Source organism: Ruminococcus sp. RTP21198st1_G1_RTP21198_201120 (genome assembly GCF_040924265.1).
In the GTDB taxonomy this organism is placed as follows: Bacteria; Bacillota; Clostridia; order Oscillospirales; family Ruminococcaceae; genus Hominimerdicola; species Hominimerdicola aceti.
This window is the reverse complement of sequence record NZ_JBCOMH010000017.1, coordinates 23343-40010: the sequence shown is the minus strand read 5'-3', so window position 1 is coordinate 40010 and position 16668 is coordinate 23343. Positions and strand designations below refer to the sequence as shown.

Sequence of the window (16668 nt, the reverse complement as noted above, 5' to 3'; positions counted from 1 at the left end):
TAAACCTCCTATTTGTCACTGCATACACGCTTGTATGCCTTTGTGATATACTTCTTGATAGCAGGCAGAGAGATAGCAAGGGCAACTATGCAGGCTGAGAAAAGCTTTGTGTAGTTGCTGTCCATACCGAGATTCATTGCAAAAGCAAGAACAAATCTGTATGCTATCGCACCGAATATCGCCGCAAGTATTCCGCAGAGGATCGAGTGCTTGCTGAAGAATATCTCACCAATAATGATAGAAGCAAGACCTACCACCAGCATACCTGTACCGCTGTTTGAGTCGCCTGCCGAGGAATACTGAGCGTACATTGCGCCTGAAAGGGATACCAAAGCGTTTGCAATGGCAAAGCCCATTATCTTCATTCTGTCTGAGTTTATTGAAGAAGCCCTTACCATGTATTCATTGTCGCCTGTGGCTCTAAGTGACATTCCTGCCTGAGTTTTAAGAAACCAGAAAAGCAGAACAGCCGCAATAACAAGCACGATACCTGCCGCCGCAAGCTTGTAATAGTCGCCGAAATATTTCTGTGCCATTGTAAATATAGTATCTTTCTTATAGAGTGAAATATTAGGTCTGTCCATGATTTTCAGGTTTATGGAGTAAAGAGCCGTCATTGTGATTATTCCTGCAAGTATAGGCTGAACGTTGAGTTTTGTGATAAGTATTCCCGTCACGCTTCCTGCGATAGCTCCTGCAACTATTGACAGCAGTATGCCCTTGATAGGGTCGCCGTTGAAAGCTTGCATAACTGATACTGCAACGCCAAGGGTGAAAGTTCCGTCTACTGATAGGTCAGGGATATCAAGTATCCTGAATGAGATGAATATTCCAAGTGCAAGGATAGAAAAAACAAGACCCTTTTCAAATGTTCCCGTAACAACGCTTTCCGTGAGCTGAGTGTTTATTATCACAAGAAGTAAGATCAAAAGCACAGCTTTCGGTATAAGCGAGATAACTGTTTTCTTATTCAGTTTCATATAATTTTCCTTTCAATAAAAAATAGCAGGGAGCGAAAGTCCCGCTCCCTACTATTATACTATGTTTGATTTGATTTTGCAATAGTTTAATTAAAGTAAACTGTCTTTTCTCCGTTTGCAATATCGTCAGGAATAGTGATACCGATCGTGTCAGCAGTTGTCTTGTTGATATAAGTGCTGAGGTCTTCGTTGAATACCTTTATTGGTATCTCGGAAGCCTTCTTTTCACCGCTGAGTATCTGAGCTGCCATGTTTGCAGTTTCCTTTCCAAGGTCGGAATACTCGATACCAACAGTGCCAAGACCGCCGTCCATTACCATTGAGTCAGCGCCAACGAACATTGGAACCTTCGCCTTGTTCATAACTTCTGTAACTGTACCCATAGCGCCTGCGATAGTGTTGTCGTTAGGTGAGAATACAGCGTCGCACTTTGCGGCAAGGTTCTGAGCAGCTTCCTGCACCTCGGATGTGTTTGAAGCAGCGCCTTCGATAACAGTGATACCCTTTTCCTCACAGTAAGCCTTTACTTCTTTAAGGGTAGAAACTGAGTTGTCCTCGCCTGTGTTGTAAAGATAACCGAGAGTTTTTATTTCAGGCTTCATTTCAAGCGCAAAGTCAAGTATCTTTGTGATAGCGAGCTTGTCAGATGTGCCTGTGATGTTTGCCCCTGTGCTTTCAAGCGAGTCACAAAGACCTGCACCGATAGGGTCTGTTACTGCGGAGAATACTACAGGTATCTCCTCAGAGTATGGAGCTGCGAGCTGTGCGCATGGTGTTGTGATAGCGATGATGATATCGTCACCGTCAGCCTTGAACTGGTCGAGTATTTGCTGAACAGTTGTTGACTCGTTATTAGCCTGCTGAGCGTCGATAGTGCAGTTTTTGCCGTCAACATAGCCAAGCTCTGCAAGTCTGTCAATAACAGCATCTCTGATAGTGTTGAGAGATGTATGCTCCATTATCTGAACAATGCCTATCTTATAGTGCTTTTCTGATGAGCCGCCTGCCTTTGAATCGTTGGAGGAGTCCTCCTTAACGCCGCATGACGCAAGAGCAGCCACAGCCATTACCGCTGCAGCGGCAAGTGCCAGAACTTTTCTTAACTTCATATATGTACCATTCCTTTCGTATTTACGGGGATTTTACCCTACTACTCTATTAAAGCACAGCCGTAAAAGTTTGTCAAGTAAAAGTTAAAAGGATTGTAGAAATAGTAAAAGCCACAGAGAAAATCCCCATGGATTTTGTATGTTTTGCAGTTGGTTGACAGAAATGTGAAAAAAGGCTATAATGATATCTGTAGTATTGCAGAGCAGGAGGTTTTGTATTGGGACTAAAAAGGGCTTTCGTGATAGGGCTTTGTCTTGCGGCGGTGGCAGCGGTGGTAATGCTCGCTGCGGTGATAATAAGACCGCCGAAAATATATATAAGCGAGATATGCCCCTCAAACAGCGAAACATCTAAGAAAACAGCTATGCAGGACAAAAACGGAGAACCAAGCGATTGGATAGAGATATATAATCCTACAAATAAAGATATTTCACTTACGGGATTTTCACTTTCAAAAAATGGCGGTGGAGATCAGCCTTTGGGCGGATATGTCATTAAAGCCCATGACTATATAATAGTATACTGCTCGTCAGCAGGCTTTGAAAATGCTGATTTTCCTCACGCTGATTTCAGCATAGGCAAGGTCAGCGAAGCGGAGATAATATTGAAATATGACTCGTTCCAGTGTGAGAGCATAAAAATGCCTAAGCTTAACAAGGGCGTGAGCTATTCTAAAAATGTCAAGGGTGAAATGTACGTTTCAGAGCCTACACCTCTTGCGGCGAATGCAGAGAAAACTATCGGAGATACACCTGTGTTTTCTCAGGCGGCAGGTAGCTATGAAAAGGCTTTTGACCTTGAGATAACCGCAGGAGAGAGTCAGACGGTGTATTATACCACCGACGGCACCGACCCTGCCACGTCAGACACAAGAAAGGTCTATGAAAATGCCCTGAGAATTGACGACAGGTCAGATGATGAAAATGTCCTTTCGGCTTATGACCCTATGAAGATACAGCTTGACTATCGTGACAGCATAAAACTGCCTGCCAAAAGTGCAGTTGATAAAGGCACTGTCATAAGAGCCTGCGCAGAGGGTACAAGCGGAAAGTGCGGAAAAACTGTTACTGCCACTTATTTTGTGGACGTTTCAAGTGCAGATCATAACGATCTGCCTATAGTATCCATTACCACCGATCCTGATGGGCTTTTCAACGAAAAAACGGGCATTTACTGTCTTGGGGACGTATACAAAGAATATGACGAAGAAAATCCCGACCACCCTTGGAACGGCTCTATCCCTGCAAACTACAATCAGCGTGGCAGAGAGTGGGAAAAGGAATGTTATGTTGAGTATTTCGACAGTGAGGGCAACAGCCTTATTTCTCAGGATTGCGGCATAAGGATACAAGGTGGCTGGTCTAGGGCGGATTATCAAAAGTCGTTCAGGCTTTATGCTCGAAACGATTACGGCAAAAGCTCTTTTGATACAGCTTTCTGGGATAGCTTTACAGATGTAAACGGCGAGGCTATCACCTCCTGCAAGACCTTTGTGCTTAGAAACGGCGGAAATGACGCCAATTACTCAAAGTTCAAGGACATGATGATACAAAATATGGTGTCAGGCAGAGGTGTTGAAACTCAGCAGGGAACAGCCTGCGTGGTGTTTATAGACGGTGAATACTGGGGACTTTATACCTTGCAGTCGGATTACAGCGACAGATATTTTGCGGATAGATATAATGTTGCAAAAAGCAACGTTGTCATGTATAAAAATGATAAGCTGAGCGAGGGTGAGGCTGAGGACGAAAAGCTTTTCAATGATATGTATAAGTTTATCACAGAAAACGATATGTCCATTGAGGAGAATTATCGCAAAGCCTGCGCAATGATAGATATGGATAACCTTGTGGAGTATGCCGCCACGGAAATGTATATCTTCAATGACGATTGGCCGCAGAACAACTATGCTTGCTGGCGCACAAGAACCATAGAGCAGGGCAATAGCTATGCAGATGGCAGATGGCGCTTTGTGCTTTTCGACACGGAATCGTCATGCTCGCATTATAACGAGAAGGATCTGGAAACAAATATGTTCTCGTATCTTAGAAGCCAAAGCTATACAAAGTTTGGCGGAATACTTTGCAGCCTTATAGATAACGAGGAATTTGATTTGAAGCTCACCTCGGCAATGTGTCAGCTTGGAAGCGTGAACTTTACTGCGGAGCGGTTCGGGGAGTATCTCGAATATTATAAGAATATCTATTACGGCGAGCTTGATAATTATTTCGACCGTTTTCCAACATGGGCAAACCTTGCGAAAGCTACAGACCCTATGATAATACGTTGGCAGAATTTTATTGAGGGAAGATATGATAAAGTGCTTGGCTATCTTGAAAGAGAGTTTGACTATTATGAGCGCAGAACAGTGAAGATATCAGCGGATAACGAGCAGGGAAGCGTTTTGATAGGGGGCGTTGAAATAGAAAGTGATTATAGCGGCACATATTTTGACGGCTGTGAGATAAAATTGAACGCACAAGCAAAATCAGGCTGGCATTTTGACCATTGGGAGGGCGTAAATGGCGATAATACCCAATCGGAGATAAAGGCTAAGGTGAATGGTGATATGAATATCAAAGCCGTTTTTGAAAAAGATATTGTTTAGCATAAAAAAGGTCTGTCACCAAAATCAAGTGACAGACCTTTTACTATATAACTTAACCTGCAAAATCAATATCTACAGAGCATATCTCAGCGTCAGTTCCTACCCTCATGAAAGTGCCGTATACACCAACACCAGAGGTGACAATGGAGTACATATTATCTTTCTTTATCATGCCACATGGGTTTTCCCAGAAAAGACCTATTGTCAGATTGCCTGGGAAAAGCTGCCCGTCATGTGTGTGACCTGAGAAATCTATGTCCGCACCTGCGTCAGCGGTCTTTTGAAGCTCGTCAGGCTCGTGGGAAAGCACGAATATCGGCTTGGTCTTGTCAAGATCTTTCGTAAGCTCTGATATCTCTGCACGAGTGCCGTCCTCAGTACCGGGCTTGTCAGTGTCACGCCTGCCCACAAGATAAAATTCATCGTTTATCAAAACAGACTCATCATTGATAAGCTTTATGTTACACTCTTTCATAAAGTTTGTCATTTTTTCACTATGAAGCTGCTTGCCACCCCAATCGAATGTGAAGCCCATGAGAATTTTTTCATCTATATCGTGGTTGCCGTAGACAGCATAAACACCATATTTGCTCTTTATGGACCTGAGCTGTGCCTTTATACCTTCGGGATCGTCCATGCCGTCATAGCTGTTGTCAAAAATATCTCCTGCTATTATAACAATGTCAGCGTCCTGCTGGTTTATTTTCTCAACCATGTTGGTGATGTGATCCACACCGATAGCGTAACCCATGTGCAGGTCAGCCACAAGCACAGCCTTTAAATGCTTGTCACTGCCGCATGACTTGTTGACAGTTACGCTGTATTCATTTACCTTGATGTTTCGTGCATTGAAAATGCCGTAAAGACAGGTCGCCACCGCACAAGCCACAACCACCGAACCTATGGAAATAACGCTTCCACGGGAAAAAAGCAGCGTGTTTTTGAGCTTCGTGTGCTTTGCGATAAGTCTTAGCAGGTCAAAAAGCACCACATACAAGAGTGAGTAGAGCATAATGCCTATCCAGTATGTAGAAAGTCGCCTTATGACGATAGCAACGGCGGATTTTGGAAGCAGAAAAGCTATAACAGGCGAAAGCGCCATGAAAAGATAGACCACTGCAAAAGGCACTTTGAAACGCAGCCAGTTAAATCTGTGGTTGCAGTGCTTCATCCAGTAGAAAAATCGGAACATCATGTATGATGATACGCCCAGATAAAAGGGCAGAAGAAATAGAAAGATCATTATTATGCCACCTTATAGATAAGTGAGGAATGAGGAGTGAGGAATGAGGAATTAAGGTATCGCCTGCGGCGATGATTTTTTATTCCTCTTTAAATCTCTCCAAAAAGCTGTGTCTGCCCTCGTCATCTTTGTATGCAATGACCTGATTGAGCATAACATTCTCCACACTCTTGAAAATGTTGTATTCCACCTGCGGATTAACAAGCTTTAGCTTTGCGATAAGCTGTTTTATCTCCATACGCTTTGATACTGTCCTGCTGTCAGGTGCGCAGGTGGTGCAGGTGTCGGTGAACTTGCAGGCACACTGTATGAAACGCAGCCCGTTATAGTCACGCCACCTTTTTATGTCGTCCTCTCTTACCATATAGAGAGGTCTTATAAGCTGCATACCCTCAAAATTCGTGCTGTTGAGTTTTGGCATCATTGTCTGTATCTGTCCGCCGTAAAGCATTGACATTAGTATAGTTTCGATAACATCATCATAGTGATGTCCAAGTGCGATCTTGTTACAGCCAAGTTCCTGTGCTTTGCTGTATAAATGACCTCTTCTCATTCGTGCGCACAGATAGCATGGATTTTTCTCCACATTGTATACAGAGTCGAAAATATCAGACTCAAACACTGTTATGGGTATTCCAAGCCGCTTTGCGTTGCGCTCGATTATCTCACGGTTTGCAGGGCTGTAGCCCGGATCCATAACAAGATATTTTACCTCGAAAGGGAACTTGCTGTGGCGGTGAAGCATTTGTATGAGCTTCGCCATGAGCATTGAATCCTTGCCGCCCGATATGCACACCGCTATCCTGTCATTAGGCTTTATAAGCTCATATTCGTTCACAGATTGTGTGAATCTGTTCCATATCTCCTTGCGGAATTTCTTTTGTATGCTCCGCTCAGCGTCCTGTGAGATATCCTCTACGACTTCTTTGGAAAGCTTTTCTCTCAGCCAGCCATAGTAGCCACCCTCCAGGTTTTCAGCGTCATAGCCAAGCTCTCGAAGCTTTTCGGCCTCAGTGTCGCTTATAAGTCCGCTTTTACAGCAGATAAGAAGCTTTTTGTCCTTTGGCAGGTCGCTTTTATCAAGCTTTTCGGCAGGGATGTTCACTGCTCCGTCAATGTGACCATACTCAAAAGAAAGCTCGTCCCTTATATCTATTATCAGCGTGTTGCCGCTTGTGTTTATCATTTGTCAGTTGACCTCCGCAAAATTTATCACTACCCTTTATAATATCACAAAAATCACCGTTTTTCAAGCTTTATGCACAAATACGCAAAAATAAAAAGGCAAAGCCTGATGCTTTGCCTTTTGTTTTATGTCTTGTGTCTGTTTCTTATATAGAATATTATGGATATTGCCGCTACGATAAATTCCGTGACAGGATAAGCAAGCCATACGCCAGTTAATCCTGCTGCCTTGGACATAATGAAAGCCATTGGCACGATAAGAGCAAAGCCCCTTAATATGGTGATGGTCTGGGCTGGTATGATTTTTTCAGAAGCCGCAAAAAATGCAGATATTATTATATTGAAGCCTGAGAAAAACAATCCGGTGAAGTATATTTTCATGCCGTCCTCTGCCATGCGCTGAAGAGAGTCGATATGCTCGCTGTTGAATATAGCGGCGATAGGCGTTGTGAAAAATGCAATAGCAAGGTAAACCATAAGCGCAATCACAAGCTGTGATATAACAGAATATCTCAGCACTGCTCTAAGACGGTCTTTGTTGCCAATGCCGTGAGCAGCACTGATAAGCGGCTGACCGCCTTGTGCGATACCGGTGAATATGGATACAGCCACAATGGAAGTATTCGCTATCACTGCATAAGCTGCAACTCCTGTGTTGCCTGCAAGACCAAGTATTATTATATTGAACGCAAGCACTACGATGCCTGATGAAAGCTCAGTTATAAGCGACTGCACGCCTATGGATAATATGCCGCCAAAAGTTCTCCCTTCGTGCCTTGCCCTGACGATATGGAAGCTGTTCTTTTTGCGGAATTTGTATATGCTCAGTATGCAAAGGCTTATGACAGGCGAAAGCCCTGTTGCAAGGATAGCTCCGAAAATGCCCATATCCAGCGGGAAAATGAACACATAGTCAAGTATTATGTTTGAAAAGCTTCCCGTAAGCATTGCCGCCATTGAAAGCTTTGGGTTTCCGTCATTTCTTATAAAGCAGTTGAAAGTGTCGTTAAGCACAAAGAACGGTCCGAACATCATAAGCACTTTTAGGTAGGTATTAGTCATGCCCACAACGCTGCCCTTTGCACCAAGAAGCTTTGCAAGTGGCATTGAGAAAAACGCTCCGCCCAAAAAGTATATCGCTCCAAGCACCAGAGCCATAAGCAGTGCACAGGTGAAAACTCTGCTTCCTGCTTCGTCACGTCCCTGACTTTTGTATATTGCAAACTTTGTCGCTCCGCCCATGCCGATCATAAGTCCGGTGCCGTGGATAAGGCTGTATATTGGAATGGCGATATTCAGTGCAGTTACGCCGTCTGCACCCATGCCCTTTGCGACAAAGAACGTGTCCGCAAGGATATAGCACGATACACCTATCATTCCAAGAACGTTCAGAGAAGCGTATCTGGCAAAGTCCCTAAGATGTGAATTTTTCTTCATTTTTACCCTCCGTTTATCCCACAAAAAAACGCCGAACACCGCTGTCTTTTAAAGCCTAACGACAGCAGGTCCGACGCAAAACTTCTACCCGGCGGCAGAAGTAAGCCTTAAACATATAAGATTATAACAGAGTATAAAGGCATTGTCAAGAGGTAAATGACTTTGCTTTATGTTAAATAAATGTTAAAAAACGCTCCTTGTGGTTGACAAGTTTTTAACAAAGCTTTATAATGAAATTGACAGAAAGCATATATAATATTATATGACAGCCTTAAAATTTTATATACCGATAACAAAGAAGGGGAAACTATGAATTTAACTCATCTCAGATATATGGTAGAGGTCGAAAGACTTGGGTCTATCACAAAAGCAGCTTCAGCACTTTATATGGGTCAGCCTAACCTTTCAAAAGCCATAAAGGAAATGGAAAGAGAAGTTGGCATACCGATTTTTAAAAGAAGTGCAAAGGGTGTTGTTGCCACAGAAAAGGGCAAACAGTTCCTGCAGTATGCCAAGGCTATACTTGTGCAAATGGATAAAATGGAGAGCCTTTATAAGGATAATGGTGAAAACGCTGTGAACTTCTCTCTGCTTTTGCCAAGGGCAAGCTATATAACCCATGCTTTCACTTGCTTTGTGAACAAGTTAGGCACGAATGTGGAGCTTGACGCAAAAATAAGGGAAACAAACTCCATGGAAGCCATAAACGCAGTGGTGGAATGCGAATATAACATGGGTATAATCCGTTATCCTGTGGCGTATGAGAGCTTTTTCATGTCTATGATAGAAGAGAAAAATCTGAAATATCATAACGTGTGGGAGTTCGATTATGTACTTATCACAAGCGAAAACAGTCAGCTTGCTAAAGAAAAAGAGATAAACGAAACTGTCCTTGATAAATACATAGAGGTATTGCACGGGGATAATATCGTGCCGAATATCTCAGCGACTTATCAGAAGAAAAACGCTGAGCTTAATAATCACAGCAGGCATATTTACGTCTATGAGAGAGGAAGTCAGTTCGATATCCTCTCGGCTTGTCCAGACTCTTTTATGTGGGTAAGTCCTCTGCCAAAGGAGATATTGAAGCGTTATGGCCTTGTGCAGAGAGTTTGTCATAGCTTCAAAAAGACCAATAAGGACGTTCTTATCTATCAGAGCAATTACCGCCTTAGCCATGCGGATCAGATGTTCCTTGATGAGCTTGAAAGGGTAAGAAAAGAGATATCAGAATAATTTTTAGCATAAAAATGCGGGCGAACATGAAAAGTGTTCGTCCGCTTTTTGTTTAACAAGATCTAAGCTCTGAGCATATTATAGGTCAACGTGACTACAGAATATGCCACCGTCCTTTGTAATGTCAATATAGGCATAGCTTGCAGGCTTGCCGTCTCTCGGCTGACCTGCACTGCCGGGGTTTAAAATGTGGATACCCTCCTCATAGGCATAGTAGCGACAGTGTGTGTGTCCGAAAAGTGCTATCTGTGCGCCTATTTCCTTGGCTTTGTAAAAAAGTCTGTCGGTAGAGTATTTCACACCCCACTTGTGGCCATGTGTGAAAAATATCTTTATACCGTCATCGGTCATGTATATGTCATTTTCGGGAGTGAGCGAGGCAAAGTCGCAGTTTCCTGATACGTTTACTATCTTTTTGTCAAGATACTGAACTCTCAGGCTGTCAAGGTCACGTTCGCCGTCACCAAGAAAAATAAACAGGTCGGCGTCGCCGTTTCTCTTGAATATTTTGTGCATTGCAGAATAATTTCCATGAGTATCCGAAAAAACGATTATTCTCATAGTTACACCCCTTTACCAGTTATAACAAGCAATATTATAACATAAATATTTATAAATACTATAGAAAAAAGGAGAATTTTTTATGAGCGCAAAAAACAGCTTCAATTCTATGGATCCAAAAGCCATGCAGGCGCTTCTTGCAGTGGCTTCAAGAAAGCTAGGCACTACTCCTGATGTGCTGAAAGGTCAGCTTGAAAGCGGAGTTTATGACAGGGCGCTTCAGGGTATGCCACAAAACGAGGCTATGATGCTTCAAAAGGCTTTGTCAGATCCGAAAACTGCCGAGAAAATATTGTCCTCACCACAGGCAAGGGCGATATTCAAAAAGCTTCAGGGAAAATAGTATTTTACAGGGCAAAAGCTTGAACAGGCGGTGAAATAATTGGACGATCTGATGAACAAAATACAGAATGTGCTTAATGACGAGGAAAGCATGAAACAGATAAAGGAGCTTGCGGATATGCTCACGGCGGATAACGGCGGACAGGGAGAACAGGGCGGTCAGAGCGAAGCTCCACAAAGCCCCCGGAACATGGACTTTTCTCAGCTTCTCCAAAGCCTAGGCGGCGTTTCTCCTCCTGAGGAAAGCAAGCCTGCGCAAGCGACACAGACAGGGGGGCTTGATATTGCAAAGCTTATGAAGATACAAAGCATTATGCAGTCGGCTTCAAAGCCCGATAAAAATATCCAGCTTCTTCTTGCTCTGCGACCTCTGCTGAAAGAAGAAAATCAGGCGAAAATAGACAGGCTCATAAAAATATTCAAGCTTTTTGCGGTGTATCCCGCACTGAAAGAAAGCGGACTTCTGGGAGGTGATCTGCTTGGCTTATTCTGATGACAATAATTTCACCACCATGCAGGAGGAAGCCATTCGCCGTGTGAGAGAAATGCAAAGGCGTTCACGAAGCATTGTGGGCGTAAGCCCTGATAGCGAGCCTGCATCACCTAAAGCAGAGGAAACCCCTCGCACTCAGAATGTTCATAGCCCACAAAAAGCCCCTCAGAGCAGTTCGCTTTTGAGCGGTCTGCTTGGGGGGAATTTAGGCGATATAAAGATAGACGAGGAAAAAGCCCTTATCGGTCTGCTTATTTACATATTATACAAGCAGGGCGCAGACATAAAGCTTCTTCTGGCGCTTGGTTACCTTCTTCTCTAAAGCGTCCATTCAAGAAGTGCAAGCATAGAAATATCGGAGAAAATATCGGAAAGATAGCTGTCGTCATATATCCTATCCATGTTGTCACCTGAGTATTCTATCTCCTTGCAAAGCTCCTTGACGGTTTCAAAGCGTGCGGGAGCGTCCTGCTCACGACTGAGGTTTATGACCTCTGCGGCAAAAACGAACACTATCATAGCCTTTATTTTTGACAGCAGGTCGAAATCTCTCACAGCTTTAAGAAAATATCTGTATACAAAATACACCGCAAGCTTTTCGTACTCGCCGCTCGTCTGAGCCTTTAAGGGTGCGGAAAGCTTTTTCACAAAGCGGCTTGCGTCCTTTATCTGCTGTGGGAGAATGTCGCCTATAAAGTCAAGACGTTCAAGATATAAAAGCATATTTTCGGCATTTTCCAAAGGCTTTTCAGGAAAAGCCTTTTTCAAGCTCTCCACACGCTCTGCAATTATCTCAGGGTGGGAAAGCTTCTGGGCAATGGCTTTTATCTCCTCTGTATCCTCTTCGTCAAGAGCATATTGTATCTCCGCTGACGCTGAAAGAACGTTCACAAGCCTGTCATGGAGAGAATATTCCCTGTTTTGAAGCAGGTCAATGAAAGCCGTCCGTGCAAAAAGCATGGTTTCAAGAAGCTGGGGATCGAACTCAAGGTCGTCAGGCTCTTCATCTATCTCTTTGGTAAAAAACCTTACAGGCTCATCATCAGAAAGATACATTCTCACAGCTTCTTCGCAGGCAAGTCCCACGCCTGCCTCCTTGTAATCTCCAAACCACTCGTAAAACCTCGGGTGTTCACGGCATATGTCTGAGATGTTTTCCTCACCGTAAGCAAGCTGAACAGAGCAAAGCCCCTTTTCGTTGAGCATAGGGCATTTTCCGTCACAGTGGACAAGATATTTCACGCCCTCGTCTTCTGTAACTGAGTTCACAAACTTCCTGCCTATATCATTGTCAAGCTTTTTGTAAAAGCCGTAGGTGTCCTCGTCTATCTCGATATCCCAATCGGTCATACAGCAGTTGTCAGAACACTGCGAGCCTGTGCAGACAAATTCATCAAATATCTCAGGGTAAAAAAGCTTCATATAAATATCTCCTTATGAGGTGTTGACCTTATTATAATACTAATGCTTTTATCTGTCAACTTTCAGAATAAAAAAAAGGCAGACACCTTGTCCGCCTTTTGTCACTCTTGTGTGAAAACTATCCATTTTATGTTTTTGGGGCTTATCTCGTCAAGATACTCTGACGGCACTGTAACAGTTATCTGCCGTTTTGAAGTCGCCCCTGCCTTGTTCTCAGGTATCTCTTTAGCCACATATATGAAAAGGGAATCCTTGTCCTTGACCGCCCTTACTGCTTTGTAGTCGATATGCTCATATCCCGAAAGCTCTCCTTTTAGAAAAATAACATGGTTGTTGAAGCCGCCTTCGTTTTCAAAAGCTTCCATATCCTTTTTCATTTCCTGAATTTGCAGCTCACCATTGTATTTCAAATAATATTCATTGAAATCATCATAATTTGAAAACATTTTTTGATAGGGGAATGTCATGTTGGCTTCACTGCTGCACTTGTATATCTTTTGCTCAAAAGGAACGTCTGTAAGCTCACTTGTTACATTCTCTGTCTGATAAAGCTTGTTGCTTCCTGCGTAATATACCGTCAATCCGTTTTCACAAACGCTGTAAAGGCTGTCGGCAGAAAGATTTTTTGAGAAAAGCTTCATGCTGCCCTCAGAAAAGTCCTCAGATTCTATGGTAAGAACACCGCTGTCCCCCTCCAAAGAGCTTTCAGCATGTATCACCTGCGTGCTTGTGCATACTGTTATCTCAGCCTCAGTGCCGCTTTTTACGCACTCGCAGAACTCAGCCCAGCGCATATCGCTTTCTTCTGAAGAGTCCATGAAAATCATACCATGCTCTTTAGCCGTGTCAGCGGTTATCTCACTGCCGTTCCATGCCGAGAAAAATATCTTTGCAGGGCTGTCAACGACTTCCTCTTGTTCCATAAACGAAGAGTTTTTAGTATTGACCACGCTCTCTTCAGATCGACCGCAGGCTGAAAAAAGGGTCAGGAACATTGCAGCAGACAATGCACCGCAGATAATTTTTTTATGCAACTTCCTGCCCCCCTTGCTTTTATACTATAAGGGCAACGCCTCCCAAGGCACGCCCTTAAAACTCATTATATCACATTTTGTTGATTCTGTTAATATGTATTTTAATCAAATTAGTAAACGCCTATTTGGCTATAATGTCAAAATATCGGTGCAAATATGGCAAATATCTCAAGAATAGGGCTTAAAGAGTGAAATGTGACAATATTGTAATTAAACTGTCATTGACATTGATGATAAAAAATATTATAATATGTTTATGTACCTGTGCTTTGTTTGCAGGTGTGCAGGTGTGTTCCTGCAAAAGGAGGCGAAATGTGACGGCTTGTGCCGTGCAATATATGGATAATAACAAGAATAACGTTTCCCGCAAGGCTTCGGGAAATACGGCGAGCGTTGTCGCAATAATAGTTGTGGGCATATTTGTGCTGTGCGTGATACTTCTGCTTGCCAAGGGGCTTTTTGCAAGCAATAGTTCAGAAGTGCCAAAGGGTATAAATACTGCCACCATAAATACAAATGAGTCTGTGGCTGAGCCAGTGAACAGCACCGCCCCTGCGGATACGTCCGTTACTGATAACAGCAGTGTGGACGAAAGCGGTGCGGTAACAGATGTGTCCAGCGACGAGTCTAGCCAGACAGATGTGCTTGAGGTAATGTATGTCACAGAGTATGCTTATCTTCATGTGGCACCTGATAATGACGCTGAGAATATCGTTTGTATGTCACCGGGCGTTCAGGTAAACGTTCTTGAATATGAGGATAACGGATATGTGAAGATAAATTTCATGAACATAGACGGTCCACTCACAGGATATATTTATAAGGATTATCTTACAACAGACAGCTCTATAGCAGTACAGTGGTAAAAAATACAGCGCCGCACAAAAGAATGTGCGGCGTTTTTGGATATGGGGGCTTTGAAGTGCCGAAATATAATACTTTTATCGAGGATAAAAACGGAGAGCGCATAGACTTTGTCCTTGACGTTGCCAAAAGAAGTCGCCTTAATATGGGTATGCGTGACGGCACTTTGACAGTGCGTGTGCCTTACGGTTGTTCAAAGCAGCAGCTTGAAAGCTTTATTAATAACAATCTGGGCTGGATAAAAGAGCAAAAAAACAAGGCGTCGGTGGGTCTGCCGAAAGATTTCTGTGATGGCGAAAGGCTCAGACTTTTGGGGAACGAGCTTACCCTGACCCTTGTTCAAGCTGATAAGTATTTTTCTCCCAAGATAGAGGACGGCAAGCTTCTCATTGCCGTGAACAAGACCAGCGACACGACCTATGTAAAAGAGCAGACCACCAAGTTCATAAACGATCTCACAGTGGCGGAGATAACAAAAAGCATGCAGAAAATGTCTGCCTCCACAGGGCTTGTGCCTGAAAAGGTCACAATAAAACCGCTGACAGCAAGCTGGGGAAGATGTATCTCAAACAGGCATATTTCCATAAACTCAAAGCTTATCGTTTTCCGCAGAGAGTGCATTGATTATGTCTGCCTCCACGAGCTTTGCCACTTGGTCTTTATGGATCACAGCAAGGATTTCTGGGCTTTGGTGGGCAAGTTCTGTCCCGATTGGCGAGGCATAAGAGAAGAAATGAAAGGCTGACCATGCAGGCATACCCTACAAAATATACTCATGTGCTTTGTAGGTATTAACTATTGACAAGTACAAGATATTGTGGTATCCTTTTATTGTGGCAACAATATGTACAACAAAGAAAAATGGAGGTAATGTAAAATGGTAAATGTGAACGTAACAGGCGGGGAGATGTCCCAGGCAGAGATAAATTCATATATCGACAGGGCGCAGAAGCTTTACCCTGAAAAGACTATCCAGACTATCGACCTAAAAATAGACGGCGACTTTGTTGACGTTGATTATCACTTTGCAGACGTGCCTTTTCAGCGTATAAGAAGAATAACAGGCTATCTTGTTGGAACTCTCGACAGATTTAACGACGCAAAGAGAGCGGAGGTCCGTGACCGAGTAAAGCATGGTCTTGTAAGCCACAGCGTATCAGAACAGTAAAAATGAAACACGGCATATGTCACCGAAAAAGTGGCATATGCCGTATTTTTTATGGAAGTGTATTGGTGTAGCTTTTTAGACCTTGTTTCCGCAAACGCTGCAAAATTTGGCTCCGCTCTTCAGCTCTGAGCCACAGTGAGGACACTTTTCAGGTGAGGTCTGCTCAACAGGCTGTTCAGCCGTTTCTGTAGGTGGTTCTATAGGCTCAGTCTGTTGTGGTATCTCAGGCTCAACTACGCTCTGTGACATAACAGGCTCGGCATTGTCGGGCTTTCTGAACTGTGACATATCAGGCTGAGCAAAACTCTGTTCTTGCGGTGTAGTCATTGGGATAGGCGCAGGGGCATTGTCAGGCGTCTTTGCGGCAACAGGTATCTCAACGGCGAAATCTTCGCCCATAAGTCTGCCTGCAATAACAAGTCCACCGATAAAAAGCAGGAAAGCCGCAATAAATGGCAGAACATCATCAGCAAGTGAAAGGGCTACCCTGAACTTGTCATTGTCATAGCCCATTGTTATAGCGTTTGAGAAGTGACCTTTTACCGTAACATAGTATATCATTATGCCCTTTGTTATCATCACAACAAGCGGGAAAAGGATAAGAAAGCCTGCGAATGCACCATCAAGCTTTTTCTTGCCCTTTGCTCTTGCAGATGTGAAAAACGCCACAAGGCTGAATATGGCGAGTGCGCATGAAAGACCATAGGTGTTCACATAAGCGAAAATGTCGGGGGTGAACAAAAAGTCTATCTTGTTTGTGAAAACGTTGTTGTAAACGAGCTTTCCCACAGGGTCAGCCAGTGCGCCTGCCGTAGAGAGAATGAATGCGAAAAAACTCAGCAGACACAGGGACATTCCTGCATATGTAAGCTTTTTGGTGTAGATCTTTTTTGCCATTTTGATTAGTCCTTTCATTTGTGAAGTCTTTATCCGCTGTCCGAAAAAATAGGGGCGGATAGAATTTCCGTCCCTATTATAATACTAT

At 43.5% G+C, this 16668-nt stretch carries 17 protein-coding genes; 8 read left to right on the top strand and 9 right to left on the bottom strand.

The window, feature by feature from the left end; translation table 11 throughout:
* Positions 1-8 precede the first annotated feature (8 nt).
* Both AB5627_RS11390 and AB5627_RS11385 read right to left on the bottom strand, forming a co-directional pair.
* Positions 9-980, bottom strand: a complete 972-nt coding sequence (locus tag AB5627_RS11390) for an ABC transporter permease (protein ID WP_022286549.1) — start codon at positions 978-980, stop codon at positions 9-11.
* Between the two features lie 86 nt (positions 981-1066).
* Entirely contained in the window at positions 1067-2089 is a 1023-nt protein-coding gene (locus AB5627_RS11385) for an ABC transporter substrate-binding protein (protein WP_022286548.1), read from the bottom strand.
* 218 nt (positions 2090-2307) lie between these two features.
* Between AB5627_RS11385 and AB5627_RS11380 the strand changes: the two genes are divergently transcribed.
* A complete protein-coding gene (locus tag AB5627_RS11380) occupies positions 2308-4698 on the top strand; it encodes a CotH kinase family protein (protein ID WP_022286547.1) in 2391 nt (796 codons plus the stop codon).
* A 52-nt stretch (positions 4699-4750) separates the two neighbouring features.
* Here AB5627_RS11380 and AB5627_RS11375 read toward each other — a convergent pair whose 3' ends face one another.
* The 3 genes from AB5627_RS11375 to AB5627_RS11365 form a co-directional block, all read right to left on the bottom strand.
* Positions 4751-5941 carry a metallophosphoesterase gene (locus AB5627_RS11375; protein WP_022286546.1) on the bottom strand — a complete coding sequence of 397 codons (1191 nt, stop codon included), beginning with the start codon at positions 5939-5941 and terminating at the stop codon, positions 4751-4753.
* A 79-nt stretch (positions 5942-6020) separates the two neighbouring features.
* On the bottom strand, positions 6021-7127 hold the full coding sequence (locus AB5627_RS11370; RefSeq protein ID WP_022286545.1) for an ATP-binding protein: 1107 nt from the start codon (positions 7125-7127) through the stop codon (positions 6021-6023).
* 125 nt (positions 7128-7252) lie between these two features.
* Complete coding sequence (locus tag AB5627_RS11365) at positions 7253-8563, bottom strand: MATE family efflux transporter (protein ID WP_022286544.1); 1311 nt, start codon at positions 8561-8563, stop codon at positions 7253-7255.
* 309 nt (positions 8564-8872) lie between these two features.
* Between AB5627_RS11365 and AB5627_RS11360 the strand changes: the two genes are divergently transcribed.
* Complete coding sequence (locus tag AB5627_RS11360; protein WP_022286543.1) at positions 8873-9799, top strand: LysR family transcriptional regulator; 927 nt, start codon at positions 8873-8875, stop codon at positions 9797-9799.
* Positions 9800-9877: 78 nt separating this feature from the next.
* Here the strand turns inward: AB5627_RS11360 and AB5627_RS11355 are convergent, their stop codons facing one another.
* Positions 9878-10360, bottom strand: a complete 483-nt coding sequence (locus tag AB5627_RS11355; RefSeq protein WP_022286542.1) for a metallophosphoesterase — start codon at positions 10358-10360, stop codon at positions 9878-9880.
* A gap of 82 nt (positions 10361-10442) precedes the next feature.
* Between AB5627_RS11355 and AB5627_RS11350 the strand changes: the two genes are divergently transcribed.
* From AB5627_RS11350 to AB5627_RS11340, 3 genes are read left to right on the top strand one after another with little or no spacing between them, the layout of a single operon-like run.
* Positions 10443-10703: a hypothetical protein gene (locus AB5627_RS11350; RefSeq protein ID WP_022286541.1), complete on the top strand. Its 261-nt coding sequence runs from the start codon at positions 10443-10445 to the stop codon at positions 10701-10703.
* Between the two features lie 39 nt (positions 10704-10742).
* A complete protein-coding gene (locus AB5627_RS11345; RefSeq protein WP_022286540.1) occupies positions 10743-11195 on the top strand; it encodes a hypothetical protein in 453 nt (150 codons plus the stop codon).
* A complete protein-coding gene (locus AB5627_RS11340) occupies positions 11182-11517 on the top strand; it encodes a hypothetical protein (protein WP_022286539.1) in 336 nt (111 codons plus the stop codon). Before AB5627_RS11345 ends, AB5627_RS11340 begins: the two co-directional genes overlap by 14 nt.
* Here AB5627_RS11340 and fliB read toward each other — a convergent pair.
* Both fliB and AB5627_RS11330 read right to left on the bottom strand, forming a co-directional pair.
* Complete coding sequence (gene fliB, locus AB5627_RS11335; RefSeq protein WP_022286538.1) at positions 11514-12617, bottom strand: flagellin lysine-N-methylase; 1104 nt, start codon at positions 12615-12617, stop codon at positions 11514-11516. The genes AB5627_RS11340 and fliB overlap by 4 nt on opposite strands.
* 101 nt (positions 12618-12718) lie before the next feature.
* Positions 12719-13651, bottom strand: a complete 933-nt coding sequence (locus AB5627_RS11330; protein WP_022286537.1) for a hypothetical protein — start codon at positions 13649-13651, stop codon at positions 12719-12721.
* Between the two features lie 314 nt (positions 13652-13965).
* Between AB5627_RS11330 and AB5627_RS11325 the strand changes: the two genes are divergently transcribed.
* The 3 genes from AB5627_RS11325 (at position 13966) to nrdD (ending at position 15683) form a co-directional block, all read left to right on the top strand.
* Positions 13966-14517 carry an SH3 domain-containing protein gene (locus AB5627_RS11325; RefSeq protein WP_022286536.1) on the top strand — a complete coding sequence of 184 codons (552 nt, stop codon included), beginning with the start codon at positions 13966-13968 and terminating at the stop codon, positions 14515-14517.
* Positions 14518-14573: 56 nt separating this feature from the next.
* On the top strand, positions 14574-15260 hold the full coding sequence (locus AB5627_RS11320) for a M48 family metallopeptidase (protein WP_181986022.1): 687 nt from the start codon (positions 14574-14576) through the stop codon (positions 15258-15260).
* A gap of 132 nt (positions 15261-15392) precedes the next feature.
* On the top strand, positions 15393-15683 hold the full coding sequence (nrdD, locus tag AB5627_RS11315; protein WP_022286534.1) for an anaerobic ribonucleoside-triphosphate reductase: 291 nt from the start codon (positions 15393-15395) through the stop codon (positions 15681-15683).
* Between the two features lie 75 nt (positions 15684-15758).
* On the opposite strand, the gene AB5627_RS11310 is transcribed toward nrdD, so the two are convergent.
* Complete coding sequence (locus AB5627_RS11310) at positions 15759-16580, bottom strand: zinc ribbon domain-containing protein (RefSeq protein ID WP_022286533.1); 822 nt, start codon at positions 16578-16580, stop codon at positions 15759-15761.
* Between the last annotated feature and the right edge of the window lie 88 nt (positions 16581-16668).